This is a genomic window from Bradyrhizobium sp. USDA 4510 (assembly GCF_054059095.1).
In genome coordinates, this window is record NZ_JBSSBT010000001.1 from 5,410,556 (window position 1) to 5,436,795 (window position 26,240).

Consider the following 26,240-nt stretch of genomic DNA (forward strand, 5'->3'; position numbering starts at 1 on the left):
CTAGATTCTTGTTTTGACGCGTTTTCTTCACGCGAACCGGCGTCCACTTCGCTCGAAAACGCTCTAACGTCCGCCGCCCCACTCAGCTCGGCCACGGCGTGTTGCGGATCCGGGTGCAGGCGTTCGGCCTGTGAAATGTGGGATCGCGCTCCGCGACGAAGTCGAAATTGACGGTGCCGAACGTGGTCTGCGGCTTCTTCAGGGCCGAGCAGGTCTGAACCTCGATGAACTCGTTCTTGAAATCGCCGCGGGGAAACGCGGCAAGGACGCCGTCGCGCTGCTCGGCGGTATAGTCATCGTATCCGACGCCGACGGCATCGACCAATACGCCTGCATTGGTGAGCGCGATTTCAGGCCGCATGTATTGCGGAATGCCGGGCGTGGTGTGCAAGGCGATCGCCTCCCACACCAGGTCCGCTTTGGGCTCGGCGATGCCGTGGCTCCTGAGAAATTTGCGCGCCGCATCGGCGCCGTCGACCTCAAACCGTTTGGTCTCGGTATGAAAATGTTCGACAAGGCCGAGATCATGAAACAGCGCGGCAACATAAAGCAGTTCAGCGTCGAACTTCAGACCTTGCCTGGCACCCTTGAGCGCGCCGAACACAAACACTCGGACCGAGTGATTGAACAACATCTCGGTCTCATATTGCCGCACCAACTCGGCGGCCTCCCGCGCGATCTTGCTGTCCGGGATTCGAATGCCGGAAATCGTGTCCGCCATCATCGCACTCCTGCCCTGTGTAGCGTCCCGGATGCATGCACTGGACGGCCAATGGCGTCACGATTCATGCGCGCCGGCACTCCGCTGCAGTGAATCGTACCACTACCTAACCCGCGAAGCGGCAACCGGAAGGCCCCGGCTGCATGAAGATTCTGCAGGGAGATCGTGAGGCTGGTGCAATATCCGGCTCAGCGCACCTGCGCCACGCCTATCCGCGCCACGCTCCCCGCCTCCGCCGCCCGCAGATAGTCCAGCATCAGACGGCTGGTTGCCGACAGATGCGCGGTGTCGCGGACCACGATCTTCAGCTCGCGCCGTCCCCAATCGTCGCGCAGCGGGATCGCGCGAAGGCCCATGCCGGCGCCGACCACCTCGAAGGCGCGGCCGGGGATCAGCCCGAGCCCCATATTGGCCTGCACCATGCGGCAGACCGCATCGAAGCCGGGCACATTGATGCGCAGCCGCATCGCCTTGCCGGCTTGCGTCGCCGCATATTGCGAGCGCAGATAGATCGAGCTCGCGGTGTGCAAGCCGATATGGTCGAAATCGAGCGTCTCGGTGAACAGCAATGTCTCGCGGCCGGCCAGCCGATGGTCGGCGCGCATCACCACCACCAGATTGTCGTAGCGATAATGGAAGGCCTCGAGCGCGCGGCTGTCGGCCTCGGCCGAGCAGATGCCGATCTCGGCCGCGCCCTCCTCGATGCCGCGCACCACCTGCCCGCTCGGCCGCTCCTGCAGATCGACGCGGAGCAATTCATGCGCGGCGAAGAAGGCGGAGAGATCCTCGGGCAGGTATTGCACGATCGCCGAGAGATTGGCGAGCATGCGGACATGGCCGCGCACGCCTTGCGAATATTCCGACAGCTCGACCGCGATCTTCTCGACATTGAGCAGCGTCACCCGGGCGTGGTGCAGCAGCGCCTCGCCCGCCGGCGTCAGCGCCATGCCCTTGGCGAGCCGCTTGAACAGCGTAACGCCGAACGCCAGCTCGAAATCGTTCATCCGCTTCGACACCGCCGACGCCGCGATCCCCTCGCGCTGCGCGGCGCGGGTGAGGTTCTGTTCGTCGCAGACCGCGACGAACAGGCGAAGCGTTGTCAGGTCGACCCGGCGCGTCAGCGCGGTCTCCGCCGGCGTGGCGGCGCGCGGAAGGTCTGTCACGATGGAGGAGATCGGCATGGACGGCGTTCCCCGGGAAAGAACGCAGCGTAGCGCTGGAGATGGCGCGGAAGATTCCAAAGCAATGCGGGATGGAGCGGAATATTGGTAAATGATTCCAACGGTAACCGAAATGGTCTAATTTTATTCCAATCTGGCCAACTACCGCCGTCATTGCGAGGCGCGAAGCGACGAAGCAATCCATGTATCAGGAATCGGAGAGATGGATTGCTTCGCTACGCTCGCAATGACGGAGGACTCTCGCTCTAGATCTGCACGCCCAAACGAAAAACGCGGCGCCAGGGCGCCGCGTTTCAACCTGTCGGTCGACCGCGCTCGTCAGCCCGCAGCCTTGGCCGGGACGTCGCGCTGGCGCTTCATCACGATCTTGTTCAGCGCGCCGAGATAGGCCTTTGCGGAGGCGACCAGCGTGTCCGGATCGGCGGCGCGGGCCGTCATCGAGCGACCTTCATGGGCCAGACGCACCGAGACTTCGGCCTGCGCGTCGGTGCCTTCGGTCACCGCGTGCACCTGATAGAGCTCCAGCTTGGCCTCGTGCGGCACTAGGCGCTTGATGCAGTTGAAGACGGCGTCGACCGGGCCGTTGCCCTCGGCCTCCTCGATCTTGATCTGGCCGTCGACGTCGAGCTTCATGGTCGCGCGCTGCGGGCCATGGGTGCCGGCGATCACGGTCAGCGAGGTCAGCTTGATGCGGTCGTGCGCGGCCGCCATCTCCTGGTCGACCAGCGCCTCGATGTCCTCGTCGTAGATGTCCTTCTTGCGGTCGGCCAGCGCCTTCATCCGCGTAAAGGCATCCTCCAGCTGGTTGGCGCCGAGCTTGTAGCCCATCTCCTCCAGCTTGTGGATGAAGGCGTGGCGGCCGGAATGCTTGCCGAGCACCAGCGAGGACTGCTTCAGGCCGACCATCTCGGGCCGCATGATCTCGTAGGTCGAGGCGTCCTTCAGCACGCCGTCCTGATGGATGCCGCTCTCATGCGCGAACGCGTTACGGCCAACGATTGCCTTGTTGTACTGCACCGGGAACGAGGTGGCCGCGGACACCACCTTCGAGGCGCGGGTGAGCTGCGTGGTGTCGATCTTGTTCCAGAACGGAAACTTGTCGTTCCGCACATTGATCGCCATCACGATCTCTTCCAGCGCGGCATTGCCGGCGCGCTCGCCGATACCGTTGACGGTGCACTCGACCTGCCGCGCGCCGCCGACGACGCCGGCCAGCGAGTTCGCGACCGCCATGCCGAGGTCGTTGTGGCAATGCACCGAGAAGATCGCCTTGTCGGAATTCGGCACGCGCTCGATCAGCGTGCGCATGAAGTGGGTGTATTCCTCCGGCACCGTGTAGCCGACGGTGTCGGGGATGTTCACCGTGGTGGCGCCGGCCTTGATCACCGCTTCGACGATCCGGCACAGATAGTCCATCTCGCTGCGGGTGCCGTCCTCGGCCGACCATTCGACGTCGTCGATCTGGTTGCGGGCGCGGGCGACCATCGCGACCGAGGTCTCGATGACCTCCTCGGGGGTCTTGTTCAACTTCACCCGCATATGCAGCGGCGAGGTCGCGATCACGGTGTGGACGCGGCCGCGGCGGGCGAACTTCACGGCTTCGGCGCAGCGGTCGATGTCGGCCGGATGGGCACGGGACAGGCCCGCGATGACCGAGTTCTTGGAGCGGCGGGCGATCTCGCTGACCGCCTGGAAATCGCCTTCCGAGGTGATCGGGAAGCCGGCCTCGATGACATCGACGCCCATGTCGTCCAGGAGTTCGGCGACCTCGAGCTTCTCCTCGAAGGTCATGGTGGCGCCGGGGCACTGCTCGCCGTCGCGCAAGGTGGTGTCGAAAATGATGACGCGGTCCTTCTCGGACTTGTTCGCGGTGGCCATGTCAGAAATTCCTTTAAGCTTTGCGCCCGTCATGTTGCTCCTTGAGCAATTACTTGGGCGATATCAGGGTTCGGTGATCTCGTACAAACCCCTGAGTGCCCAGGCGCAAACGCCCAGCCGGCCCTCAGGGGCAGGTAAGAAGAAGGCCGCCAATAAGCAGGGTGGGCGCTGCGGCAGGGATCGCGGCGGTAGCCTGGGCCACCTCCCCTGAAATCCCATCAATTTGGCCGCGAATCAGCATTGCCAGACCCTGTTGAGCGCCAAAATCCTCGGGCAAAACCATTGACGGTTGGTTGCCGGGACGCGCTGTGCGCCGTCGTTCTAGACGATTATGGCAAGCTGCCGCAATGGGTAAAGATGGTCAGGTGGATTGACCTATCGTCATCGCATGGCTGGGGCGCGATCGCCCTCACCTGACTTCCGCCCGGGGCTCAGCTCGTTGCACCGCGGGTATCATCGCCCATGCTCCTCGCCGGACCACAGCCACGTGCCGCAGCATCCAGGTGTGAAGCCAACCAGCGAGGATCACGGACACGATCGTGATCACCAGACCGCCGATCAGGTCCGCGACGTAGTGACCGCCGACGATCGGCGTTGCCAGGATCATGCCCAGATTGACGAGCGTCATCGGGATGCGCAGCCAGCGGATGTTCCAGCTTGCCCAGATCAGGATCAGGGCTGCCGCGCAATGGAAGCTAGGAAACGCGATCAGTCCCTTGCCCTGGAAATTGCGCAGGCTTCTGAGGCTTCCTTCGCGAATCCGGATCAGCTCATCGATCCAGCCGTCGGACGACAGCGGCAAATTCCGGAACGAGGATATCTCGGTATCGCTGAGATGCAGATGGGTCCACGCGGTGGTGGCCGGAACCAGGGCAAAAATCCCAATCGTCAGCAGCAGTGATATGATCGCCGCCAGGATGAATTTCTCAAGCGTCTTGACATCCTTCTTGATGGCCAGCGCCAGGATCACAACATTGGGCAGATAAAAAATCGAGTTATAGAATTCGCTCACGAAGCGGACCATCGTGTCCGAGCCCGCGAAGAACCCCGCATAAGCTCTCCAATCATATCCGATCAGCTGATCAGCACGCAGCAATTGGTCGTCGATCAGGGGACGGCCGACTGTCGCGGCGGCATAGGTCAACATCGTCGCGGCGATCGCAACCACCAGATTCTGCGACCAGCAGTTTATGAACAATTGGACGAATTGGATTCGCAGTCCCTTTGTCACGAGGTAGGCGCTGAGCAAGATCGCTGCCATCCCGCCATAGCCGGCCCAATTGACATCGACGTGCCGGAATCCGGACCAATGGAAGGCAGCAAAGCAACCAGCCAGGAACAGCAGGACAGGCGCCCATAGCACGCCCGTCAGTGCGTCATCGTTCGGGTTGTGACTGCCTGTCGCTAAATCTGTGGTTGCCATACCCCCATGTTGCGTCAATTCATTAAGATTGCCTTGCGAGCGGCCGGTACGCGCTGGGAATATCCGCATGCGACAAACATGGGACGCGGCGCCTACTTCTTTGCAGACGTCTTCTCGCCCGCCCCGCCCTTGCCTTCCGCCTCCAGCGCCGCGCGGACGCGCTTGAATTCGCTCAAGTCGGCCTTGTCGACTTCGGGGAATTTCAGGTCGAGCCCGTCGAGGGCGTTGACGATGGTCGAGCCGATCACGACGCGGGCGAACCATTTGTGGTCGGCCGGCACGATGTGCCAGGGCGCCTCTTTGGTTGCGGTGTGATGGATCATGTCCTGATAAGCGGCCTGATATTTGGCCCACAGCTTGCGCTCGGCGACGTCGGCCATCGAGAACTTCCAGTTCTTGGCCGGCTCCTCGAGCCGGTCGAGGAAACGCTGGCGCTGCTCCTCCTTGGAGACGTTGAGGAAGAATTTCAGGATCACGGTGCCGTTGCGCGACAGATAGCGCTCGATCGACGCAATGTCCTCGAAGCGTTCGCGCCAGATGTTCTTGGTCACCAGCTTCTTCGGGATCTTCTGCTTGTCGAGCACTTCCGGATGCACCCGCACCACCAGGCACTCCTCGTAATAGGAGCGGTTGAAGATGCCGATGCGGCCGCGCTCCGGCAGCGCGATCATGGCGCGCCACATGAAGTCGTGGTCGAGCTCCCTGGTCGAAGGCTGCTTGAAGGAGGAAACCTCGCAGCCCTGCGGATTGACGCCCTCGAACACGCTCTTGATCGCGGAATCCTTGCCGGCGGCATCCATGCCCTGGAAGATCAGCAGCAGCGACCAGCGGTCCTGGGCGTAGAGCTTCTCCTGGAAGTCGTTGAGCCGCTTGCGGTTGGCCTCGATGATCTTGCCGCCGGCGTCCTTGTCGATGCCGCCCTTCTCGGCGGTCGGATACGATTTGAGGTGAAATTCGCCCGACCCGTCGAAGCGGAACGGCGCGACGAAGGGCTTCAGTTCATCGGCGAGCGATGGGGACGGTTTGTTGCTCATGGCTTCTCGACGGCTTGCGCGGCGATTTGATCCGGTCGATCACGCTACCAAGAATGCCCTTGGGCAGGAAGATGATGAACAACACCAGCAGTACGCCATAGACCAGATTGTCCCAGCCGACCGCCTTGGTGCCGAAAGAGATGCGCAACACCTCGGCCAGCACGATGGTGATGACGGCGCCGACCGTCGGTCCCAGCGCGACATAGACGCCGCCCACGATCGCCGCGAACACCATCTGCAGGGAGACCGCGATGCCGCTCACCGTGTCGGGCGAGATGAACATCTGGTACTGGCAGTAGAGCGCGCCCGACAGCGCGGTCATCAGCGCGCTGATCAGGGTGATCTTGAGCTTCTCGGCGGTGACGTTGACGCCCGCGGCGGCGGCGGCATCCTCGTCTTCCGAGATCGCCTCCATGGCATGGCGGATCATGCTGCGATCGATCGCGCGCCAGATCACGAGGCCTGTGATCCAGACCGCGAGCGCGATCAGATACCAGGTGGTCTTGTCGTCGAATTGCAGCGCGAGCAGCCCCTTGCCGCTCGGGGCGCGCTGCGGGGTGTAGCCGAGCGAGCCGCCGGTATAGTCGCGGGTCGCGGTGATGACCTGCAGCACGATGCCCGACAGCGCCAGCGTCACCAGTACGAAATAATGCCCGGTGATGCGGAAGCGGAAGCAGGGATAGGCGACGACGAGCGCGAGCACGCCGGCGGTCGCCATGCTGACGGGAATGCCGATCCAGGGGGACACGCCGAGATGGTTCCACAGCAGCGCGGTGACATAGGCGCCGATGCCCATGAAGCCGCCATGGCCGAGCGAGACCAGGCCGAAGCGCCCCATGATCGACCACGAGGTGTAGGCGAACGACCAGATCAGGATCAGCACCAGCACGTGCAGATGATAGGGATCGCGATGCACAAAGGGCACCGCGACGAGCGCGATCAGCGCGATGATCCAGCCGGCGGCTTGCCTGTTCACGAGCGCCTCGCCAGGAGGCCCGCGGGCCGGATGAACATCATGACGATGAAGAAGGCAAAGGCCAGCACGTAACCCCATTCGAGATCGGAGAACAGGCCGCCGAGCGAGATGATCTCGGCGAACACGAAGGCCGCGATGAAGCCGCCGATGAAATTGCCGAGCCCGCCGAGCACGCAGATCAGGAAGGTGATCGGCCCGAACGACAGGCCGACGAACGGATGCACGTCATATTGCAGCACCAGGAGGCAGGCGGCGAGGCCGGCAAGCCCGCCGCCGATCGCCGAAGTGACGAGATAGATGCGCTTGGGGTCGACGCCCATCAGCGGCATGATCTGGCGGTCCTGCGCGATGGCACGGATCGCGGTGCCGGTGAAGGTGCGGGTCAGGAACAGATAGACGCCGATCATGCCGAGCAGCGCGGCAGCGAACGACAGCAATCGCGCGTAGCTGAAATTCATCTCGCCGAGCGCGAGCACCGGCAGGCGGATGCCGAGATTGCGGAAGTCGATGCCGAAGGCGACGGTGGCAAAGCTCTGCAGGATGAACAGCACGCCGCCGGTGGCGAGCAGCTGGTTGATCGGCGGCGCGGTCAGGAGCGGGGCGATCACGAAGAAATGCAGCGCGGCGCCGAGTAGCGCCACCAGCAGGATCACCAGCGGCGCGGCGGCCCAGTATGGCAGGCCGTAGTACTGCACGAGATAGTACATGCCGTACATGCCGATCATGACGAGTTCGGCGTAGCAGATCCAGGTGACGTCGATGACGCCGAAGATCAGGTTGAGCCCGAGCGCAAGCAGCGCCAGCACGCCGCCGAGCAGGATGCCGTTGATGACGGCCTCCAGCAGGTAGATGTCGAAGATGTCGAGGAAGGATTGCATGGTGGCTCTGCCTTAGACCGAGGCGTCGTCATCTGGCCGAACTCGAACTAGCGCAACCGTCATCCTGAGGTGCGAGCGGAGCGAGCCTCGAAGGATGCACGGCCCGTCTGTGGCCGATTCATCCTTCGAGGCGCGCAAGAGCGCGCACCTCCCGAGCGAACGCAAACGCGTTCGTCCGGGGATGGCGGGGAAATATGTGAGTGCGCTTGCTCGATTCACGATCATTACCCCCTCACACCCCGAGATATGCCTGCTTGATGGTGTCGCTCGCCGCGAGCTCCGCCGCTGACCCGGCGGCGCGGATGCTGCCGGCTTCCAGCAGATAGGCGCGGTCGACCACGCGCAGCACCTGCTGCACGTTCTGCTCGACGATCAGGACCGTCAGCCCGCTTGAGCGGATGCGCTTGACGAGCTCGAACACCTGCTGCACCACGACCGGCGCGAGGCCGGCCGACGGCTCGTCGAGCAGCAGCAGTTTCGGGTTCGACATCAGCGCACGGCCGATCGCGCACATCTGCTGCTCGCCGCCCGACATCGTGCCGGCCATCTGGTGCTGGCGCTCCTTCATGCGCGGAAACAGCTCGAACACGAACTCCAGCCGCTCGGCGTAATGCGCGCGGGCACCGGGCATGTAGGCGCCCATCTTCAGGTTGTCGGCGACGGTGAGCCGGGGAAACAACCGGCGATTTTCCGGCACATGCGCGATCCCGAGGCTGACGATGCGATGCGGAGGTGTCGCGATGACGTTCACGCCTTCCATCGCGATCGTGCCCCTGATCGGGCGGATCAACCCTGAGATCACCCGCATCAGGGTGGTCTTGCCGGCGCCGTTCGGGCCGATCACGCCGACCGCCTCGCCCGCCTTGACGTCGAGGCTGACGTCGAACAGCGCCTGGAAGCTGCCATAGCCCGCGTCGATCGATCTCAATTCCAGCATGCGCTCACGCCCCGATCCGGCGCCGCGCCTGGGCTGCGGCCGCCGCTGCGAGGCTCGCATCCGCATCGGTGCCGAGATAGACCTCGATCACTCTTGCGTCGCCGGCGACATCGGCCGGCAGGCCCTCGGCGATCTTCTCGCCGTGATCGAGCACCATCACGCGATCGACCACGCGCATCAATACGCCCATGATGTGCTCGACCCAGATGATGGTGATGCCGAGCTCGTCGCGGATCCGGCGCAGCATGTCGGCGGCCTGGTCCATCTCGGCCTCGTCAAGGCCGCCAAGGCTCTCATCCGCGAGCAACAGCTTCGGGCCGGTGGCGAGCGCCTTGGCGAGCTCGAGCTTCTTCAACCCGGCGGCGCCCAGGCCCTCGACGCTGGCGTGACGATCGGTCGGCAGCCCGACCATCGCGAGCGCCCGCTCGGCCGCCTCCTCGGCCTTGCCGCGGCTGTGGCGGCCCTGGCCGTAGAAGCCGGCGAGCACGACGTTCTCGAAGATGCTGAGGCGATGGAACGGCCGCGGGATCTGGAAGGTTCGGCCGATGCCACGGTTGATGATCCGGTGCGGGGCGAGCCCCGCGATCTCGTGGCCGTCGAACAGGATCGAGCCGGAGGTCGGCGGCAAGGTGCCCGACAGCATGTTGAAGATCGTGCTCTTGCCGGAGCCGTTCGGGCCGATCAGGCCGAGGATCTCGCCCTGCTCGACGCGGAACGACACGTTGTTGACGGCACGAAAGCCGCCAAACCGCTTGACCAGGCCTTCGACGGCGAGCACGGCAGTTCCCTTCGCGAGCGAGCTATTTGTAGCTGTAGGTGGTGCCGGCCGGCAGCGGCAGCTCGGTCTCGCGCTGCATCTGGCTCTTCGGCCACACCACATAGGATTTGTCGTCGATATATTGCAGCACCACCGGGAACGAGCGCGCGTTCTGCCCGGCATACTGCTCTCCCTCGCCGTAGAACTTCACGCCGTAGCCGAGCATGGTGCCGCCCTCGGGTATGTCGGTGTCGAGCGCGGCCTTGCGCAGCGCATCCGGATCGACGCCGCCATACTTCTTGATCGCGCGCGGCAATACGTCGTCGAGGAAGACATAGGCGTTGGCCGCGCCGATGCCGACATGGGCGGATCGGATCGGCACGCCGGGCTTCAGCCGGTCAAACTCCTCGCCGACCATCTTGATGACCGGCGGCAGCTTGGGATCCATGTTCTTCTGGTTGGCAAGCCAGATCGAGATCGGGTCGGTGTTGAAGAGATAGTTGGCGTCGGTGCCGAGCCCTTCCTTCAGCTTTTCGTAGACGCCGTAGCCCGCGCCATGGCCGACGATGGCGCCGAACTTCAATCCCTGCTCGCGGGCCTGGCGGAACAGCAGGGTAATGTCCGGATTGTAGCCGGTGTGGAAGATCACGTCGGGCTTGGCGCGCTTCAGCTTGGTCACCAGCGCCGACAGATCGGGCGCGGTCGCCGAATAACCCTCCTTGAGCACGATGTTGAAGCCGGCCTTCTTGGCGCCGGCCTCATTGCCCTTGGAGACGTCGACGCCATAGGCGCCGTCCTCATGGATGATGGCGACGCGGAGGTCCTTCGGCTCCTTGCCGAACTTGGACATGGAGTATTGCGCGATGAAGTCGGTCGTCATCATGCCGTACTGGTTGCCGGCGGCCTGCGGACGGAACACGTATTTGTAATTCTTGCCGTCGAACACGCCGGAGGAAATGCAGGTCGTGATCCACATGAACTTCTTCATCTGCTCGACCCGCGCCGACACCGGCACGCATTGCGCCGAGGAGAAGAAGCCCATCACCATGTCGACCTTTTCCTGCTCGAGCAGCCGGACGGCCTCGTTGATCGCGATGTCGGGCTTGCTCTGCGCGTCGGCATAGACGGCCTCGACCTTGTAACCCTCGACGCCGGTCTTGGCGTAATGGTCGAGCATGATCTTGACGCCGGTGTATTGCAGCTCGGAGCCGCCGCCGGCCAGCGGGCCGGTCAAATCGAAGATCACGCCGATCTTGATCTTCTTGTCCTGCGCATGCGCTGCATTGGCCACACCAAGCGCCGCAAGCGCGACAGATAGACCCGCAAGCCAGCGGGCAGCCCTCCTGACCGGCATGAATCCCTCCCCAGAGATTGTGCACTGCATTTTTTGTTGTCGTGCCGCCCTATCACAGGGGGAGCGGCCGATGATGTCAAGCGCGATGGCTGCGTCCGCACCGCGCAGGCTTGCGCAAAGTTTCGGCGGAACGGTGCCGACGCACGGTGCTCGGGCGCGCGCGTGGCAGCGGCAATTTATCCGCGGGGCCGTTCCATGCCGGCCCGTTTGATGGCCGCGAGCAAGATATCGCTGTCCGAGACAAGAAAATCGATCAGGCGCTTGGCGGCTTCCGGCGCTTGCGCGTCGCTGACGATCGCGGCCGTGAAGGTCTGGACCAGCTGGAAATCTGGCGGCAACAAACCGACAACTTCGATGCCACCCTCCTGAACCAGTTCGCTGGTCGGGCCGATCGAGAGATTTGCCTTGCCTGCTCTCAGCGCTTCGGCCGCTTCGGTTCCGCGCGCCTCGAGGGTGAGCCTGACCGTGTCCGGCAAGTTCAGCCTGGGGAAAACCTTGTCGCGGACGTACTGTCCGCTCGTGCTGCTCGGCGCCACCACCTCGCCGGCATCGATCAAGGCTTTCCTGAGCGCGACATCATTGCCGATGTCCGGCTTGCGAGAGCCTGCTCGAACCGCCGCGGCCAAAGGTGCCGTCGCCAGTCCGGCTTCCGATCCCGCACGAATTCGGCCGTCTTCGGTCAGACTTCGAAGCCCCTCGCGCGAAAGGATCACCACATCCGCTTTGGTGCCGTTCGCAAGCTGGTGCCTGATCGTCTTCGGACCGGTGCCCTCCGACGCGCCCGATCCGGTCTCCACCCCGATGCCCGTGCTTCGCTCGAATTCAGGCAGCACGTCGCGGTAGACCGTGGCGAAACCACCCGAAATGATGACCTTGATCGTGTTGGGGCCATCGGCGATTGCCGGTGTCGACGCAGCGGCAGCGGTGCCTTGCTCGGTCATTGCGCATTCCTTTGCCTAGGCCGGCAGCTGCGTCTCGATGAATGCGGTGACGAAGCGCGGCATTGCGGGAGTGAGATCGGCGCGGCTGCGCACCAGATGGATGCCCGCAAGCTCGGGATTTGCCTGGCGCGCGAGATTGGCCTCGATCCGCGCCCGCAGCGCGTCACCGGGCATATCGACGCGCAGGATCCGCATCATCGCAAGCGCAGGCCCGGTGTAGATGCAGTGCCAATCGGCGTCGCCGCGGCAATCCGATGGCAACAATCCCGTCTCCTCCTCGAGTTCGCGCATCACGCTTCCGGCGATATCGACCGTGTCGCCCCTGATATCGTCGAGATCGGGCGTCCCTGACGGGAAATAGATGCGGCCGGCATTCGCGGTCTGCTCGCCCATCACCCCGCACACGAAGGCGCCGTCGCTGGCGAGCAGCGCCCCCATGCCGAAACCGTTGAACACCTCGTGGTCCGGAAAGCCCCAGTCGCGCCAAGCGAGGAAGCTCGCGAAATCGGTCTCGAAATAGCTCGCGCTGAGCCGCTCGCCGGCGAAGACCGGATCGCGCCCGAGCAGCACACGGCCGTTCCACAGGTTCGGGTTCAGCCGCTGCTGCTCGGCGAAATGCGCGTCGATCTCGACGCGCCGCTCGTCCGCAAACGGCCAGGGACGCCGCTGCAAGGCAAGGTCGAGCGCGGTGACACGACAAATGAGCGGAGACTGCATATCCGAACGTGTTTACTTCGCGTTTCCGGTCGTCTTCTTGACCTGGTCGACGAACTTGTTGGTGTAGGTCTTGGTGACGTCGATGCCGGCCTTCGCGACATCGGGTGACCCTTCGCTGAACACCGCGAGCACGGCTTCCGCGCCCTTGGGGTCCATCTTGCCGGTCTCGGAATACATCGGGATCGTGTTCTTCAGGGCCGCGAGATACTGCGCCCTGTCCTTGCCGACGAGCTCGTCGGGCATCTTGGCCATGATGTCTTCGGCGCTGTGCGAATGGATCCAGGCCAGCGTCGCCATGATCGCATTGGTCAGCGCCTGCACCTCCTTCTCGTGGCCGTTGACCCAGGCCGCGGTCGAATACAGCGCGCCGCCGGGATATTCGCCGCCGAACACCGCAAGCGTGTCGTGCTGGGTGCGGGTGTCGCTGAGGATCTTGAGGTCCTTGTAGCTGCCCTGCAGCACGGTGACGGCAGGATCGAGCATCACGGCGGCGTCGATCTGGCCCTGCTCCATCGCGGCCACCGCAGTGGCGCCGAGGCCGACGCCGATTACGGCGGTGCCCGTAGGATCGAGGCCGTTCTTCTTCAAGAGATATTTCAGGAAGAAATCGGTCGAGGAGCCCGGCGCGCTGACGCCGACCTTCTTGCCGGCGAGATCCTTGATCGAGTTGATCTCGCCGGTGTGCTTCGGCGACACCACCAGCACGAGGCCGGGATAGCGGTCATAGACCACGAAGGCCTGCAGCTCCTGCTTCTTGGCCGCAAGATTGACGCAGTGGTCGAAATAGCCGGAGACGACGTCGGCGCTGCCGCCGAGCACGGCCTTGAGCGCATCCGAGCCGCCCTTGAGGTCGACCAGTTCGACCGCGAGCCCGGCCTTGTCGTATTCGCCGAGTTGCTTGGCCAGCACGGTGGGCAGATAGCACAGGCAAGCGCCGCCCCCGACCGCGATGGTGATCTTGCTTTGCGCCGCGGCAAGGCCCGTGGACAGGGTCAGCGCCAGCAGCATTCCGGCAAGCTTGCCAAGCAGTTTGTTCATGACGTCCTCCGTTCGACTGGCCGGCAAGATAGAGGAGCCGGCAGGCCTTGAGAAGGCGACTTTCCGACAGCTGGTCAAGCCTGGGGGGCGGCATAGCATCGCGGATACAAGAAAACGCAGAAGAAGCGCCAAAACCATAAGCACCAAGAATACTTCAAGGGAAACATCAAGGGAGGTCTTCATGAATCGTATTGCAACCGCGCTGTCGATCGCTACCGCCTTTGCCGCGGGCTGTGGCATCACCCATTTGCTGCGGCCGGCGCTCGCCGCCGAAAACATCACGGCGCGGGTCATCCACACCGGCGAGATGGAGGGCGACAAGCTCGGCGACGCCAACAAGGTCGGCTTCCGTTCCAAGATGTTCGTCTCCGCCGACGGCGCCACCGTCTCTATCCAGGACGGCAATGGGCCGAAGCACATGCATCCCAACACCAACGAGATGCAGTTCGTCCTCGAAGGCACCGGCACAGTCTGGCTCGGCGACAAGGAAGTGACGGTGAAGCCGGGCGACCTGATCGTGATCCCGAAGGGCACGCCGCATGGCGGCACCAAGCCGAACGGCCGCGCCATCAAGGCCATCGCGATCAAGACGCCGCCGCAGGCGCCGGATGATACCAAGCTGCTGGATTGATTACGGCCATCCTCAACGTCATTGCGAGCGAAGCGAAGGCAATCCATCTCTCCGGATAGGCGGACCCATGGATTGCTTCGTCGCTTCGTTCCTCGCAATGACGAAAGTCGCGCGCGCGCCGGCGCCGGTTCCATGACATGACACTTGACAGATAATTCACTTGCCCCAAGTTCGTTCGCTCCATAGTATGACGATCGTCATTTAATAGAAAGCTAGACCCATGAGCCTGGACGATCACCCCACGGTCAGGGCTGTGCGCGCTCGCAGCAGCGAACCGGTCCGCGACGTCCCGGTTTCATCGGAACTGATCAAGGACATCGCGCGCAGATGCGGAGCCGATGATGTCGGCATCATCGAGTTCGAACGGGCCGCCATCGCGCGCGCAGCGGGACTTCATTCGCAAGGTCTATGGCCGGACGCGCTCCCTGCTCGCGATCGTCTGCCACATGAACCGCGAGCCGGTGCGCTCGCCCTCGCGCTCGGTCGCCAACGAGGAATTCCACAGCACCTACGATCACGTCAACGAAACCGCGCGTGCCATCGTTCGCGCGCTCGACGAGCACGGCATCCCGGCCTGCAACTCGGTTGCCGCGTTCCCGATGGAGATGGACCTGCCCAGGATCATGATGGTCCAGCACAAGCCGATAGCGGTGGAAGCCGGTCTCGGCCGCATGGGAATCCATCGCAGCGTCATCCACCCGAAATTCGGCAGCTTCGTCCTGCTCGGCACCATCCTGCTCGGATGCGAGGTCGACGCGCATGACCACCCGATCGACTACAATCCCTGCCTGGAGTGCAAACTGTGCGTCGCGGCCTGCCCGGTCGGCGCCATCAAGCCGGACGGCGGCTTCGATTTCCTGTCCTGCCACACCCACAACTATCACGACTTTCTCGGCAACTTCTCGCAGTGGGTGGAGAAGGTCGCGGATGCAAAGGACGCAAGGGATTATCGCGCCCGCGTTCCCCGCACCGAGACGCTAAACATCTGGCAATCGCTGTCGTTCAAGCCTGGCTACAAGGCGGCCTATTGCATTTCGGCTTGCCCGGCCGGCGAAGACGTGATCGGCCCCTTCCTCCACGATCGCGACGCCCACTTCTCCGATGTGGTGCAGCCGCTGATCGACAAGGACGAGTTCGTCTACGTGATCCCGGATACCGACGCCGAGGACACGGTGACGCGGCGCTTTCCGCACAAAAAACTTCAGCATGTCACGTCTGGCCGCCATACCGGCAGCCTGCAGGCCTATATCTTTTCGCTCTCGCTCGGATTCCAGCGCGGCAGGGCCCGAGGTCTGGATTTCGTGACGCATCTGCGCTTCACCGGCACGAGCGCGCTGGACATGACCGTTGCGATCAAGGGCAAGGATCTCCAGGTCGTGCCGGGACGGCATGTCGGAGAGGCGGCTCTGACCATCACCGCCGATACCCAGGCCTGGCTGCGCGTGCAGAACCGCGACCTCGAACTGGCCGACGCGATTGCCGCGAAGCTGGTGAGCTACAGCGACGAAGCATTGTTCGCCGCCTACATGCGGTGCTTCCCGCTCTGAGCCGCAGCGTAGATGCGTAGGGTGGCTTACGCCTTCAGCTATCCCACCCTACGCATCCTACTGCGCTGCTTCTTACTGCGCGGAATCGATCAGCTGTTCGAGATCGGCAATCAACCCCGGCCCGGTCGGCTGCCATCCAAGTTTCCTGCGCGTCTGCTCGCTGGAAGCCGCCATGTCGTATGCCGCGAACGTGCCGAGCCAGCCAAAGAAGGCCTGCGCCTCTTGCGGGGCGATGGATTTGACCGGCAGCTTCAGCCGCCGTCCGATCGTTTCGGCAATATCGCGCATCGAGACCCCCTCTTCCGCGACGGCGTGATACCTTGCGTTCGGCTCAGCCTTTTCGATGGCCAGCCGGTAGAGACGCGCCACGTCGAGAACATGCGCCGCCGGCCAGCGATTTTGCCCATCGCCGAGATAGGCGCACGCGCCCTTTTCGCGGTACACCGCGATCAAGGGGGTGATGAGACCCTGCCTGACGGGATCGTGGACCTGGGGAAGACGCATGGCCGACGCGCGGACGCCCTTTAGCGACAGGGCCGTCTGTTCCGACACACGGGGAAATGGGAAATCCGGCGATATCGTTTGGTCCTCAGTCGCGATCTGGCCGGGCGCGGCCAATCCCGCCAAGCCCCCGGTCACGATCAGCGGCCTGTCCGATCCGGCCAGAACAGAACCCAGCGCTTCGATGGCGCGGCGGTCGATCTCGCAACTCTTCGCGAAATTAGACCAGTCGTGAACGAAGCCCAGGTGAATGACAGCATCCGAAGCGCTCGCCCCCTTGCGTAAGCTATCAAGGTCCTCGAGCGAGCCGCGAAGAACCTCCGCGCCAATGGCAGAGATCGCGTTCGCCCCCTCGTCCGAACGGGCCACACCAAGAACCTGATGTCCGGCGGCGATCAGGTCCTTGACGACGGGCGTGCCGATGAATCCGGTGGCACCAGTGACGAACACACGCATGAGGAAGTCTCCAGGTTTCGTTGGAGACAAATCTGGCCCTGCGCGCTATCCTGTTAAAGTAGTGACCTTATCATGGTATAATAGCTAACAGGATGAGCGAACCGCTCGCGCAAGAGAACCTGCTCGGCGCCTACCTGAAGGACCGCCGCAGCAAGCTCGATCCGGCCGTGTTCGGCTTTCCGCCGGAGCGGCGGCGCACGCCGGGCCTGCGCCGCGAAGAGGTGGCGCAGCGCGCCAACATCAGCGCGACCTGGTACACCTGGCTCGAACAGGGCCGCGGCGGCGCGCCCTCGGCCGATGTGCTCGACCGCATCGCGCGTGCGCTGATGCTGACCGATGTCGAGCGCGAGCATCTGTTCCTGCTCGCCCTCGGCCGCACGCCCGAGGTGCGCTACCAGAAGAGCGAAGGCGTCACCCCCCGGCTGCAGCGCGTGCTCGACGCGCTGGAGCCGCGCCCCGCCGTGATACGCACCGCAACCTGGGATATCGTCGCCTGGAACCGGGCCGCGACCGTCATGCTGACGGACTACGGATCGCTGCCGGCGCGCGAGCGCAACGTGCTGCGCTTCATGTTCCTCGATCCGCGCGTCCGCGCGGCACAACATGACTGGGCCAGCGTGGCGCGCTTCGTGGTCGGCGCCTTCAGGGTGGACGCTGCGCGCGCCGGCGCAGCTGCCGAGGTGCAACCCTTCGTCGACGAGTTGTGCCGGCTCAGCCCGGAATTCGCGGCGCTGTGGCGCGACAATGACGTGCGAGCCCATGGCGAGGGCGTCAAGCAGCTGCGGCACCCGATCCTGGGTCAGGTCAAGTTCGAATATTCGGCGTTCGCGGTCGATGGCCGGCCCGACCTCAGCATGATCGTCTACAATCCGATTGACCCGGAGGTGACGGAGAATATCCGCGGGTTGATCGAGGCAGTACCCTAATCATGCGTCACCGGCGTCGGCCGCCACACCAGCAGCCGATTCTCGACCATCGTCACGCCCATGTCGATCAGGATGACGAAGGCGGACAGCACGAACATGCCCGCGAACACGCCGGCGACGTCGAAGACGCCCTCGGCCTGCTGGATCAGGTAGCCGAGGCCGGCGGCGGAGCCGAGATATTCGCCGACCACCGCGCCGACCACGGCAAAGCCGACCGAGGTGTGCAGCGAGGAGAACATCCAGGACAGCGCCGACGGCCAGTAGACGTGGCGCATCAGCTGCCGCTCGTTCATGCCGAGCATGCGGCCATTGTCGAGCACCGTGGTCGGCACTTCCTTGACGCCCTGGTAGACGTTGAAGAACACGATGAAGAACACCAAGGTCACGCCGAGCGCGACCTTGGACCAGACGCCGAGCCCGAACCACAGCGCGAAGATCGGCGCCAGCACCACGCGCGGCAGCGCGTTGACCATCTTCACATAGGGATCGAACACCGCGGCGACGCGCGGCTGCCGCGCGAACCAGAAGCCGACCAGAATGCCGCCGGCCGAGCCGATCACGAAGGCGAGGATGGATTCCCACAGCGTAATCGCGAGATGCTTCCAGATCACCCCGGTCGAGAACCATTTCACGATTTGGCTGAAGACGTCGAGCGGATTGGAGAAGAAGAACGGCGGCAACAGCACCTTGCCGAACACCGACACGGTGGAGAAGACCTGCCACAGCGCCAGCGTGACGACGGCGACCAGAACCTGCAGGGACAACAGTGTGACGCGCGACATCAGGCAGCTCCCGCCTGCGTCGACTGGACATAACCCTTCATAACCTCGTCCTTCAGCACGCCCCAGATCTCGCGGTGCAGGGCATGGAAATCCTTCTCCATCCGGATCTCGGCGATGTCGCGCGGCCGCGGCAGCGTGATGCGCCAGTCGCCGATGATGCGCGCGGAAGGACCGGCCGACATGATCACGACGCGATCGGCCAGCGCGATCGCCTCCTCGAGATCGTGGGTGACGAACAGCACCGCCTTGCGGTCGGCGCTCCACAATTCCAAGAGCAGATTGCCCATGATCTGCCGGGTCTGGGCGTCCAGCGGACCGAACGGCTCGTCCATCAGGAGGATCTTCGGATCGCGGATCAGGACCTGCGCCAGCGCAACACGCTTGCGCTGGCCGCCCGACAGCATGTGCGGATAGCGATTGGCGAAGGCGTCGAGCCCGACCGAGGTCAGCCATTTCTGCGCGCGCGCGAGCGCCTCGGCGCGCGGCGTGCCTGATATCTCGAGCCCGATCGCGACATTGTCGATCGCGGTCTTCCAGGGGAACAGCGCATCGGCCTGGAACAGGTAGCCGGCATCACGGTTGAGGCCGCTCAGCGGCTTGTCGAAGATCCTTGCTGTTCCGGCCGCGGGCTTGAGCAGCCCAGCCGTGACGTTCAGCAGCGTCGACTTCCCGCATCCGGTCGGACCGACAATGGCGACGAACTCGCCATGATCAACCGAAAGATTGGCCCGTTCGACCGCGGTATAGACGCGTCCATCCGCCAACCGAAACGCCACCGTCGCACTGTCAAGCGCGACCGCCGTCGGCTCCGTCATCGCCACGCATCCCTCCCGAACTTTCCGAGATGGCTTAGCGGTTCGGGCAGGCAAGTTCAACGCAGGAAGATGGCGTAGCAAACAAGGCTGTGGTCACGCGATTTTCAGACAGGCCGGGGTTGCGCAATTGCGCAACCGGGTTGCGCATTGCGCCGACATCGTCGAGGCTGCAGCCCAAAGCGACGAACAAGGAGACAATCATGCGGATCGCAGTGGTGGGCGCCGGAGGCGTCGGGGGCGGCTTTGGTGCGGCGCTCGCGCATGCCGGCGCCGACGTCACCTTTATCGCGCGCGGCGCTCATTTGGCCGCCATGCGCAGCGAGGGGCTGAAGGTTCAGGGTGGCCGCGGCGAAACCCATCTGGTCCCGACCCAGGCGACCGACGATCCGGCAAGCGTCGGCCCGGTCGATATCGTGCTGTTCTGCGTCAAGCTGTGGGACGTCGAGAGCGCCGGCCAACACATCAGGCCGATGGTCGGCCCCGACACCGCGGTGATCCCGCTGCAGAACGGCATCGACGCGCCCGACAGGCTGGTCCCGATTCTGGGACGCAACGCGGTGATGGGCGGCGTGGCACAGATCTCGGCCTCGATCATCAAGCCTGGCGTCATCAACCAGGTCGGCACCTTCATGCGCATGATCTTCGGTGAGCTCGACGGCCGCATCACGCCGCGCGGCAAGGCGCTGCTCGATCTCTGCCTGAAGGCCGGCTTCGACGCGACCTTGAGCGAGCAGATCAACACCGAGCTCTGGATGAAGTTCGTCGGCCTCGCCACCAATGCCGGCATGACCGCGGTCACAAGGCTGCCGATCGGCAAGCTGCGCGACGATCCCGATTTGCGCCCGCTCTTCGTATCGGCTTGCGAGGAGATCATCGCCATCGCGCACGCCAACGGCATCAGGCTGCCGCCGGATGCGCTGACGAAAGTGCTCGACTTCATCGGACACGCGCCGCCGGCGATGAAGGCCTCGATGGCGCTCGATCTCGAGCGTGGCAACCGGCTCGAACTGCCGTGGCTGAACGGCAAGGTGGTCGAGTTCGGCCGCAAGCTCGGCGTCCCGACGCCGACGCACGACATGCTCTATGCGGTGTTGAAGCCCTATGCGATGGGCGCGCCGTCCTGATAGCCCAGCAGAACCGAAATCTGCCGGCCGGCCTCGCGCACCAGCTTTGAATATTCCAATAGCTTCCGCTCGTCGATGCGCGCGCTCGGTCCGTAGAGGCCGACCGAACCGACCACCTCGCCGCGGTGATCGAAACAAGGCGCGGAGACGGCAACCGCGCCGGCGAAGATCTCGCCATGGCTGGTCGCATAGCCGTTGCGCCGCGCAAAGGTCAGCGCGTCCTCGAGCCGCGCACGGTCCGCGCTCTTTGCAATGCTGGCAAGAAGCGCGGCTTGCCGCTTCGGGTCCATGAAGGCCAGCATCGCCTTGCCGGTCGATCCCTGGATCAGGCTCAGACTGTGGCCGACGCCGCGGCTGATCGAGAGCACGTGACGGCTCTCGCATTCGAGGATGCAGATGCCGCGATCGTCCTGCTCGCGGAACAACGCTGCGGTCTCGCCGGTCGCCTCGCGCAGGCCTTCGACGACCGGGCGCGCGATCGCGACCACCTCGAGACCCTTCAGCCAGACATGGGCCAGCTTCATCACGCCGTGCGACAACCGGAAACGCTGCGGGTCGCCTTCGGCCTGGATCAGGTCGCGCTGCGCCAGCGTCTGCAGCAGGCGATAGAGCGTCGGCCGGCTCAGCCCGACCCGCTTCTGGATCTCGATCACGCTCATCGCCGGCTGATCCGGCGTGAAGCATTGCAGGATCGCGATGGCGCGGTCGACGGCCCGCACGCCTGACGCCCCCTGCTCCGCGTCCAGAACCTCTGCCTTCGGTTTCTTTGCCATCCGTCCACATCCGCAAAATCGGCAGGGGCGCGCTGCATCCAGCGCGCTTGACCAAGCGGCCCGCGCGGATAGTATCGCAAATTATGAGAATAATGTCCACTAGATGGACATGCGAAAAATCGACGGGAGGATTGGAATTGCTGGAGACAAACACCTCGCGCAGATGGGCCGCGGCCGCGATCGCCACGCTGATGCTCACAGCGCCGCTGGCGTACGCCGCACCCGACGGCTCAGGCATCTCGGACGGCGTAGTGCGGATTGCGGTGCTGGGTGACTACGGCAGCGGCCGCGATCTCGGCGGGCCGGGCTCGGTGACCGCCGCCAAGCTTGCCGCTGAGGATTTTCACAACAAGGTGCTGGGCAAGCCGATCGAGATCATCTCGGCGGATCACCAGAACAAGCCGGACGTCGCGGTCGGAATCGCGCGGCAATGGTTCGACGTCGAGCATGTCGACGCGGTGACCGATCTCGCCGTGAGCTCGGTCGGACTCGCCGTCGCCGGCCTTGCAACGCAGAGCAACCGCACCGCGCTGGTCTCGGGCGCCGCGACGTCCGATTTGACCGGCGACAAATGCTCGCCCGTCGTCACGCATTGGGCCGACGACACCTACGCACTGTCGGCCGGCCTGGTCGGCGAGCTGAGCCGCCGCGTCGGCAAGGAATGGTTCTTCGTCGCGGTCGATTACTCGTTCGGCACCGCGATGGTGAAGGACGCCTCGCGCGCGGTGACCGATACGGGCGGCAAGGTGCTCGGCGCGGTGCGCTATCCCTTCAACACCACCGACTTCTCATCCTTTTTGCTGGCCGCGCAGAGCTCCGGCGCCAAGGTGGTGGCGCTGGCCGGCACCGGCGCCGACACCGTCAACGCGGTGAAGCAGACCCACGAATTCGGCCTGCAACAGGGCGGGCAGACCATCGTCGGCATGCTGACCTTCATCTCCGACGTCCATTCGATCGGCCTGCGCGACGCGCAGGGCATGTACATCGCGTCCCAATACTACTGGGATGATGACGACGGCACCCGCGCCTTCGCCAAGCGCTTCATCGAGATCGAGAAGCGTGAACCGACCAAATTGCAGGCCGCGACCTACGCCGCCGTGCGCCACTATCTGAAGGCGATCGAGGCCGGCGGCAGCGACGAGGCGAAGGTGGTTAACGGCGAGATGCGCAAGCTGCCGGTCGATTTCTTCGGCCGCCCCGCGCACATCCGCAAAGACGGCCGCGTCGTCTACGACCTCTCGCTCTACCGCGTGAAGAAGCCGGATGAGAGCAAATATCCCTGGGACTACTACCAGAAGATCGCGGCCATCCCCGGCGACAAGGCCTTCCGCCCCGAGGGAACGGGCGGCTGCAAGCTCGACAAGTAGGACGCACCATTATCGCCGCGACGCGCGGTCGCGCATGCAAGATCAAGGAGGAGCCGATGCCGCTTCGCAACGATTTCGATCAGCTTGTTGACGTCAAGGGTGGCTTCATCAGCCGCGAGATCTTCGTGGACGCCGATATTTATCGGCAGGAGCTCGACAAGGTCTTCACGCGCGCCTGGCTGCTGGTCGGGCACGAAAGCCTGGTGCCCAATCCCGGCGACTTCTACACCTCGCGGATGGGCGAGGAATCCGTGATCCTCTGCCGCGACAAGAAAGGCGATATCCACGTCTTTCTGAATTCGTGCCGGCACCGCGGCATGAAGGTGTGCCGCTACGAGCAGGGCAACACGTCGTTGTTCACCTGCCCCTATCACAGCTGGACCTACACCACCGACGGCAAGCTGCAGGGCGTTCCGCTGCACCGGACGCTGTATGACGGGGTGCTCGACCGCGAGGCCAACTCGCTGGTCTCGGTGGCGAAGCTCTGCAACTACAAGGGCTCGATCTGGGCGACCTGGGACAAGGACGCGCCCGACTTCATCACCTATCTCGGCGATGCCAAGATCCATCTCGACCAGGCGCTCGACTGCCGCGACGGCCGCGAGGGCGGCTCCGAGGTGATCGGCGTCCACAAATGGGTGTTCCCCGCTAATTGGAAATTCGCCGCCGAGAATTTCCTCGGCGACACCTATCACAACCCGAGTCATCGCTCGGTTGACCTGATCGGCATAGGCCCGAGCGCTGCCGCCGGCAAGAAGGGCCGCCGCGACGACGAGCTGGAGAAGGCGCAGCACGTCTGGATCAGCTTTCCGGAAGGCCATGGCGTGCACAGCGCGATCCAGCCGGAGGCCAATGAATACATCGAGTCCTTCCTCGACAACCCGATCCTCGAAAAATACTTCCGGCACTGTTTCGAGGAACGCAAGCGGCGGCTCGGCGAAGGGGCGCGGCTGCTGCCGTTCGTCGGCACGATCTTCCCCAACACCTCCTATCACGGCCGCCAGCCGCGCGGACTTTGCGCCTGGCATCCGCACAGCCCGACCTCGACCGAAGGCTGGCGCTTCTTCCTGGTCGACAAGGACGCGCCGAACGAAGCCAAGGAATATCTGCGCCGCTACTACATGCGCTACTCCGGCCCCGCCGGCATGACCGAACAGGACGACATGGAGAACTGGCTCTATGCGACCGCGGCGAGCACCGGCACGGTGGCGCGGCGCTATCCCTTCAACTATCAGCAGTCGATGGGCGCCTACGTCACCGATCATCCGCTCGGCGGCGATGTCTCCACGCAAGTCACTGAGCAGATCGCGCGCGGCTTCTATCGCCGCTGGACCACCTACATGCAGGGCGGCGACTGGCACGAACTGCTCGGATCACCCGCCGGCAACCGGCAGGCCGCAGAATGAGCGCGCCCGCAAAAACCGTCCTCGTCAGCGGGGGCACCTTCGGCATCGGCCGCGCGATCACGCTCGGCCTCGCGCGGCGCGGCCACGCGGTGGTCGCCTTCGGTCTCGAGGCGGCGCAGGTCTCGAGTACCGCGCAGAACGCCATTCCGGCCCTGCGCGACGAGCTTGATCGCGAAGGCCTCTCCGCCGAACTGATGGAAGCCGACGTATCGCGGGCCGGCGATGTCGCCAAGGTGGTCGCCCACACGATGGCGCGGTTCGGGCGCATCGACGGCGTCGTCAACAACGCCGCGATCGGCCCGCTCGGCACAGTGCTCGACACCGACGAGGCGCTGTTCGACCGGATCATCGCCGTCAATCTGAAAGGACCCTATCTGACTAGCCGCGCCGCGATCCCGCACATGATCGCGCAAGGCGGCGGCTCGATCGTCAACATCGGATCCGGCGCCGGCTGGGGCAAGCCGAACATGGCGGTCTACAGCGCGAGCAAGGGCGGCGTTGTCGCGCTGAGCGCAGCGATGGCCTACGACTTCTTCCACCAGCGCATTCGCGTCAACACCGTGATTCCCGGCGGCGGCGGCATCGTCAGCGGCATGAGCCTCGGTCGTGTCGGCGGCGATGCGGCGCGTTTCGGCAAGGGCGCGCCGGGCACCGCCGCGGGCCGCGTCGCCGCCGGTGACGACATCGCCAATGTGGTCGCCTTCCTGCTGTCGCCGGAAGCCGAAACGCTGTCCGGCACCGTGATCGATGTCGGCTGCTTCGCCCAGCAGGGCGGACCGATCCCGCCCAAGCCGGCGCTCTGACAACCCCTGCGATGCCTGATGAGGAGATAGCGATGACGACGACCGTTCAGGATCAGGACCAACAACAACACGCCGGCAACGCCGCGATCGAGCGATCGGCGGCCTACTACCGGCTGAAGGCCGATGTCGAGGATTTCTACTACCACGAGGCCGATTTGCTCGACGACCGTCGCTTCCGCGACTGGCTCGAGCTACTCACCGACGACATCAGCTATTTCATGCCGATCCGCCGCAACGTGAAGTTCGGCCAGCAAGCTGCGCGCGAGAATACCAAACGCGGCGAAGGCATCAGCTGGTTCGACGAGGACAAATGGACATTGACCAAACGGGTCGAGCAGATCCTGACCGGGGTGCACTATGCCGAGGAGCCGCTGTCGCGCATCACGCACATGGTCAGCAATGTGCAGATCAAGGGCGCGCGGCCGGATATCGAGGCGGCGCGCGAGCTCGACGTCACCAGCCGCTTCCTCGTCTACCAGAACCGCGTCGAGTACGAGACCTACATCTTCGTCGGCCGCCGCAACGACGCGCTGCGCTTGACCGACACTGGCTGGAAGATCGCGCGGCGCGAGATATTGCTTGAACAGAGTATCCTGCTGGCCAAGAATCTCACGACGTTCTTTTGAGCGCGTCCAAGGATTGCAAGGGTAGCGATGATTGACGTGATGGCGATCAAGGTGGGGACGCGGCTGAAACTGGAGGCCGGCGTCGTCGCCGAAGTGGTGGAGAACATGGACGATGGCCAGTGTCTGCAGGTGCGCTATCTGGAGTGCCCTGCCCGGCCCGCCGACGTTGGCACGGTGGAGCTGTGCCACGCCCAGGACGTCATCAAGGTGCTCAGCGAGTAGTCCCAGTCAACGGACCGACGATCATGCTGCGATTTGAATACATGCCGAGCGATTTTCATCCGCTGTTCCTGTTCCTCGGCGAATCTGCCGATCTCGCCGCCCTGGCAATGCTGCTGCGGCGCTTTGCCGAGGACCCGCAGACCATTGCCGTCGCGGAGCGGATTCCCGGCGCCGTCTCGCGCGACGCGCTGGTGCTGGCGCCTGCCGACGACGAATTCGGCATGCGCGATCTCGGCGGCCGCTTTGCCTGGAAACTGACCGATTGGCAGGCGGAGCGGATCGCCGAGCGCATCGAGCTGTTAACCCCTCAGGATAACAAGTCCGGCTCGGAGATCGTCGAGATCGGCAGCGTCGGCGAGATCCCGGTCAAGCTGTCGCGCGGCGAATTCACCGACGACTTCCTGATCACGCGCAGATAGCGGAGTT

Annotated in this window: 28 protein-coding genes; 10 read left to right on the top strand and 18 right to left on the bottom strand. The window is 64.1% G+C overall.

Going from position 1 to position 26,240, the window contains the following annotated elements; genetic code table 11:
- Positions 1-82 precede the first annotated feature (82 nt).
- The 13 genes from ACVMDN_RS25200 to ACVMDN_RS25260 form a co-directional block, all read right to left on the bottom strand.
- On the bottom strand, positions 83-721 hold the full coding sequence (locus tag ACVMDN_RS25200) for an HD domain-containing protein (RefSeq protein ID WP_057015113.1): 639 nt from the start codon (positions 719-721) through the stop codon (positions 83-85).
- Between the two features lie 188 nt (positions 722-909).
- A complete protein-coding gene (locus tag ACVMDN_RS25205; protein WP_057015078.1) occupies positions 910-1,902 on the bottom strand; it encodes a LysR family transcriptional regulator in 993 nt (330 codons plus the stop codon).
- A gap of 318 nt (positions 1,903-2,220) precedes the next feature.
- Positions 2,221-3,780 carry a 2-isopropylmalate synthase gene (locus tag ACVMDN_RS25210; protein ID WP_038383406.1) on the bottom strand — a complete coding sequence of 520 codons (1,560 nt, stop codon included), beginning with the start codon at positions 3,778-3,780 and terminating at the stop codon, positions 2,221-2,223.
- Between the two features lie 409 nt (positions 3,781-4,189).
- Entirely contained in the window at positions 4,190-5,203 is a 1,014-nt protein-coding gene (locus ACVMDN_RS25215; protein WP_158074158.1) for a phosphatase PAP2 family protein, read from the bottom strand.
- A gap of 92 nt (positions 5,204-5,295) precedes the next feature.
- Entirely contained in the window at positions 5,296-6,237 is a 942-nt protein-coding gene (locus ACVMDN_RS25220) for a polyphosphate kinase 2 family protein (RefSeq protein WP_057015076.1), read from the bottom strand.
- Positions 6,203-7,213: a branched-chain amino acid ABC transporter permease gene (locus ACVMDN_RS25225; protein WP_057015075.1), complete on the bottom strand. Its 1,011-nt coding sequence runs from the start codon at positions 7,211-7,213 to the stop codon at positions 6,203-6,205. The genes ACVMDN_RS25220 and ACVMDN_RS25225 overlap by 35 nt, the downstream gene beginning before the upstream one ends.
- Positions 7,210-8,091 (bottom strand): branched-chain amino acid ABC transporter permease, encoded by an 882-nt coding sequence (locus tag ACVMDN_RS25230; protein ID WP_057015074.1) that lies wholly within the window; start codon positions 8,089-8,091, stop codon positions 7,210-7,212. The genes ACVMDN_RS25225 and ACVMDN_RS25230 overlap by 4 nt, the downstream gene beginning before the upstream one ends.
- A gap of 232 nt (positions 8,092-8,323) precedes the next feature.
- Positions 8,324-9,028 (bottom strand): ABC transporter ATP-binding protein, encoded by a 705-nt coding sequence (locus ACVMDN_RS25235; RefSeq protein ID WP_057015112.1) that lies wholly within the window; start codon positions 9,026-9,028, stop codon positions 8,324-8,326.
- Positions 9,029-9,032: 4 nt separating this feature from the next.
- The gene (locus ACVMDN_RS25240) at positions 9,033-9,806 is read right to left on the bottom strand and encodes an ABC transporter ATP-binding protein (RefSeq protein WP_050385458.1); all 774 of its coding nucleotides are present in this window, start codon (positions 9,804-9,806) and stop codon (positions 9,033-9,035) included.
- A 22-nt stretch (positions 9,807-9,828) separates the two neighbouring features.
- The gene (locus ACVMDN_RS25245; RefSeq protein WP_076824302.1) at positions 9,829-11,139 is read right to left on the bottom strand and encodes an ABC transporter substrate-binding protein; all 1,311 of its coding nucleotides are present in this window, start codon (positions 11,137-11,139) and stop codon (positions 9,829-9,831) included.
- 176 nt (positions 11,140-11,315) lie between these two features.
- On the bottom strand, positions 11,316-12,080 hold the full coding sequence (locus ACVMDN_RS25250; protein WP_076824300.1) for a substrate-binding domain-containing protein: 765 nt from the start codon (positions 12,078-12,080) through the stop codon (positions 11,316-11,318).
- A gap of 15 nt (positions 12,081-12,095) precedes the next feature.
- Positions 12,096-12,797, bottom strand: a complete 702-nt coding sequence (locus ACVMDN_RS25255) for a hypothetical protein (RefSeq protein ID WP_076824298.1) — start codon at positions 12,795-12,797, stop codon at positions 12,096-12,098.
- Between the two features lie 12 nt (positions 12,798-12,809).
- Positions 12,810-13,835, bottom strand: coding sequence for an ABC transporter substrate-binding protein (locus ACVMDN_RS25260; RefSeq protein ID WP_057015070.1), 1,026 nt, complete (start codon positions 13,833-13,835; stop codon positions 12,810-12,812).
- 181 nt (positions 13,836-14,016) lie between these two features.
- Between ACVMDN_RS25260 and ACVMDN_RS25265 the strand changes: the two genes are divergently transcribed.
- Positions 14,017-14,466, top strand: a complete 450-nt coding sequence (locus ACVMDN_RS25265; protein ID WP_057015069.1) for a cupin domain-containing protein — start codon at positions 14,017-14,019, stop codon at positions 14,464-14,466.
- Between the two features lie 338 nt (positions 14,467-14,804).
- The gene (locus ACVMDN_RS25270) at positions 14,805-16,013 is read left to right on the top strand and encodes a 4Fe-4S binding protein (RefSeq protein ID WP_456843658.1); all 1,209 of its coding nucleotides are present in this window, start codon (positions 14,805-14,807) and stop codon (positions 16,011-16,013) included.
- A 72-nt stretch (positions 16,014-16,085) separates the two neighbouring features.
- On the opposite strand, the gene ACVMDN_RS25275 is transcribed toward ACVMDN_RS25270, so the two are convergent.
- Positions 16,086-16,970 carry an SDR family oxidoreductase gene (locus ACVMDN_RS25275; RefSeq protein ID WP_057015067.1) on the bottom strand — a complete coding sequence of 295 codons (885 nt, stop codon included), beginning with the start codon at positions 16,968-16,970 and terminating at the stop codon, positions 16,086-16,088.
- A 92-nt stretch (positions 16,971-17,062) separates the two neighbouring features.
- On the opposite strand from ACVMDN_RS25275, the gene ACVMDN_RS25280 reads away from it, so the two are divergent.
- Positions 17,063-17,896, top strand: coding sequence for a helix-turn-helix transcriptional regulator (locus ACVMDN_RS25280; RefSeq protein ID WP_057015066.1), 834 nt, complete (start codon positions 17,063-17,065; stop codon positions 17,894-17,896).
- Here the strand turns inward: ACVMDN_RS25280 and ACVMDN_RS25285 are convergent.
- Genes ACVMDN_RS25285 through ACVMDN_RS25295 form a run of 3 tightly spaced genes read right to left on the bottom strand, consistent with a single transcriptional unit; the run spans position 17,893 to position 19,695 of the window.
- On the bottom strand, positions 17,893-18,678 hold the full coding sequence (locus tag ACVMDN_RS25285) for an ABC transporter permease (RefSeq protein WP_057015065.1): 786 nt from the start codon (positions 18,676-18,678) through the stop codon (positions 17,893-17,895). The genes ACVMDN_RS25280 and ACVMDN_RS25285 overlap by 4 nt on opposite strands.
- Positions 18,678-19,493, bottom strand: a complete 816-nt coding sequence (locus ACVMDN_RS25290) for an ABC transporter ATP-binding protein (protein ID WP_076824296.1) — start codon at positions 19,491-19,493, stop codon at positions 18,678-18,680. The genes ACVMDN_RS25285 and ACVMDN_RS25290 overlap by 1 nt, the downstream gene beginning before the upstream one ends.
- A 34-nt stretch (positions 19,494-19,527) precedes the next feature.
- Positions 19,528-19,695, bottom strand: coding sequence for a hypothetical protein (locus ACVMDN_RS25295; RefSeq protein WP_168857129.1), 168 nt, complete (start codon positions 19,693-19,695; stop codon positions 19,528-19,530).
- Between ACVMDN_RS25295 and ACVMDN_RS25300 the strand changes: the two genes are divergently transcribed.
- A complete protein-coding gene (locus tag ACVMDN_RS25300; protein ID WP_057015111.1) occupies positions 19,694-20,617 on the top strand; it encodes a ketopantoate reductase family protein in 924 nt (307 codons plus the stop codon). The genes ACVMDN_RS25295 and ACVMDN_RS25300 overlap by 2 nt on opposite strands.
- On the opposite strand, the gene ACVMDN_RS25305 is transcribed toward ACVMDN_RS25300, so the two are convergent.
- The gene (locus ACVMDN_RS25305; RefSeq protein WP_057015063.1) at positions 20,593-21,390 is read right to left on the bottom strand and encodes an IclR family transcriptional regulator; all 798 of its coding nucleotides are present in this window, start codon (positions 21,388-21,390) and stop codon (positions 20,593-20,595) included. The two genes, ACVMDN_RS25300 and ACVMDN_RS25305, sit on opposite strands and share 25 nt — an antisense overlap.
- A 131-nt stretch (positions 21,391-21,521) precedes the next feature.
- On the opposite strand from ACVMDN_RS25305, the gene ACVMDN_RS25310 reads away from it, so the two are divergent.
- The 6 genes from ACVMDN_RS25310 to ACVMDN_RS25335 are packed head-to-tail and all read left to right on the top strand — an operon-like array spanning position 21,522 to position 26,233.
- Complete coding sequence (locus ACVMDN_RS25310; protein WP_076824293.1) at positions 21,522-22,757, top strand: ABC transporter substrate-binding protein; 1,236 nt, start codon at positions 21,522-21,524, stop codon at positions 22,755-22,757.
- A 56-nt stretch (positions 22,758-22,813) separates the two neighbouring features.
- Entirely contained in the window at positions 22,814-24,163 is a 1,350-nt protein-coding gene (locus tag ACVMDN_RS25315) for an aromatic ring-hydroxylating oxygenase subunit alpha (protein WP_076824291.1), read from the top strand.
- A complete protein-coding gene (locus ACVMDN_RS25320; RefSeq protein WP_076824289.1) occupies positions 24,160-24,966 on the top strand; it encodes an SDR family NAD(P)-dependent oxidoreductase in 807 nt (268 codons plus the stop codon). The genes ACVMDN_RS25315 and ACVMDN_RS25320 overlap by 4 nt, the downstream gene beginning before the upstream one ends.
- A gap of 32 nt (positions 24,967-24,998) precedes the next feature.
- Positions 24,999-25,592, top strand: a complete 594-nt coding sequence (locus ACVMDN_RS25325) for a 3-phenylpropionate/cinnamic acid dioxygenase subunit beta (protein ID WP_141341381.1) — start codon at positions 24,999-25,001, stop codon at positions 25,590-25,592.
- A gap of 39 nt (positions 25,593-25,631) precedes the next feature.
- Positions 25,632-25,814 carry a hypothetical protein gene (locus tag ACVMDN_RS25330; RefSeq protein WP_076824309.1) on the top strand — a complete coding sequence of 61 codons (183 nt, stop codon included), beginning with the start codon at positions 25,632-25,634 and terminating at the stop codon, positions 25,812-25,814.
- 23 nt (positions 25,815-25,837) lie between these two features.
- Positions 25,838-26,233: a hypothetical protein gene (locus ACVMDN_RS25335; RefSeq protein ID WP_076824287.1), complete on the top strand. Its 396-nt coding sequence runs from the start codon at positions 25,838-25,840 to the stop codon at positions 26,231-26,233.
- The last annotated feature ends 7 nt before the right edge of the window (positions 26,234-26,240 follow it).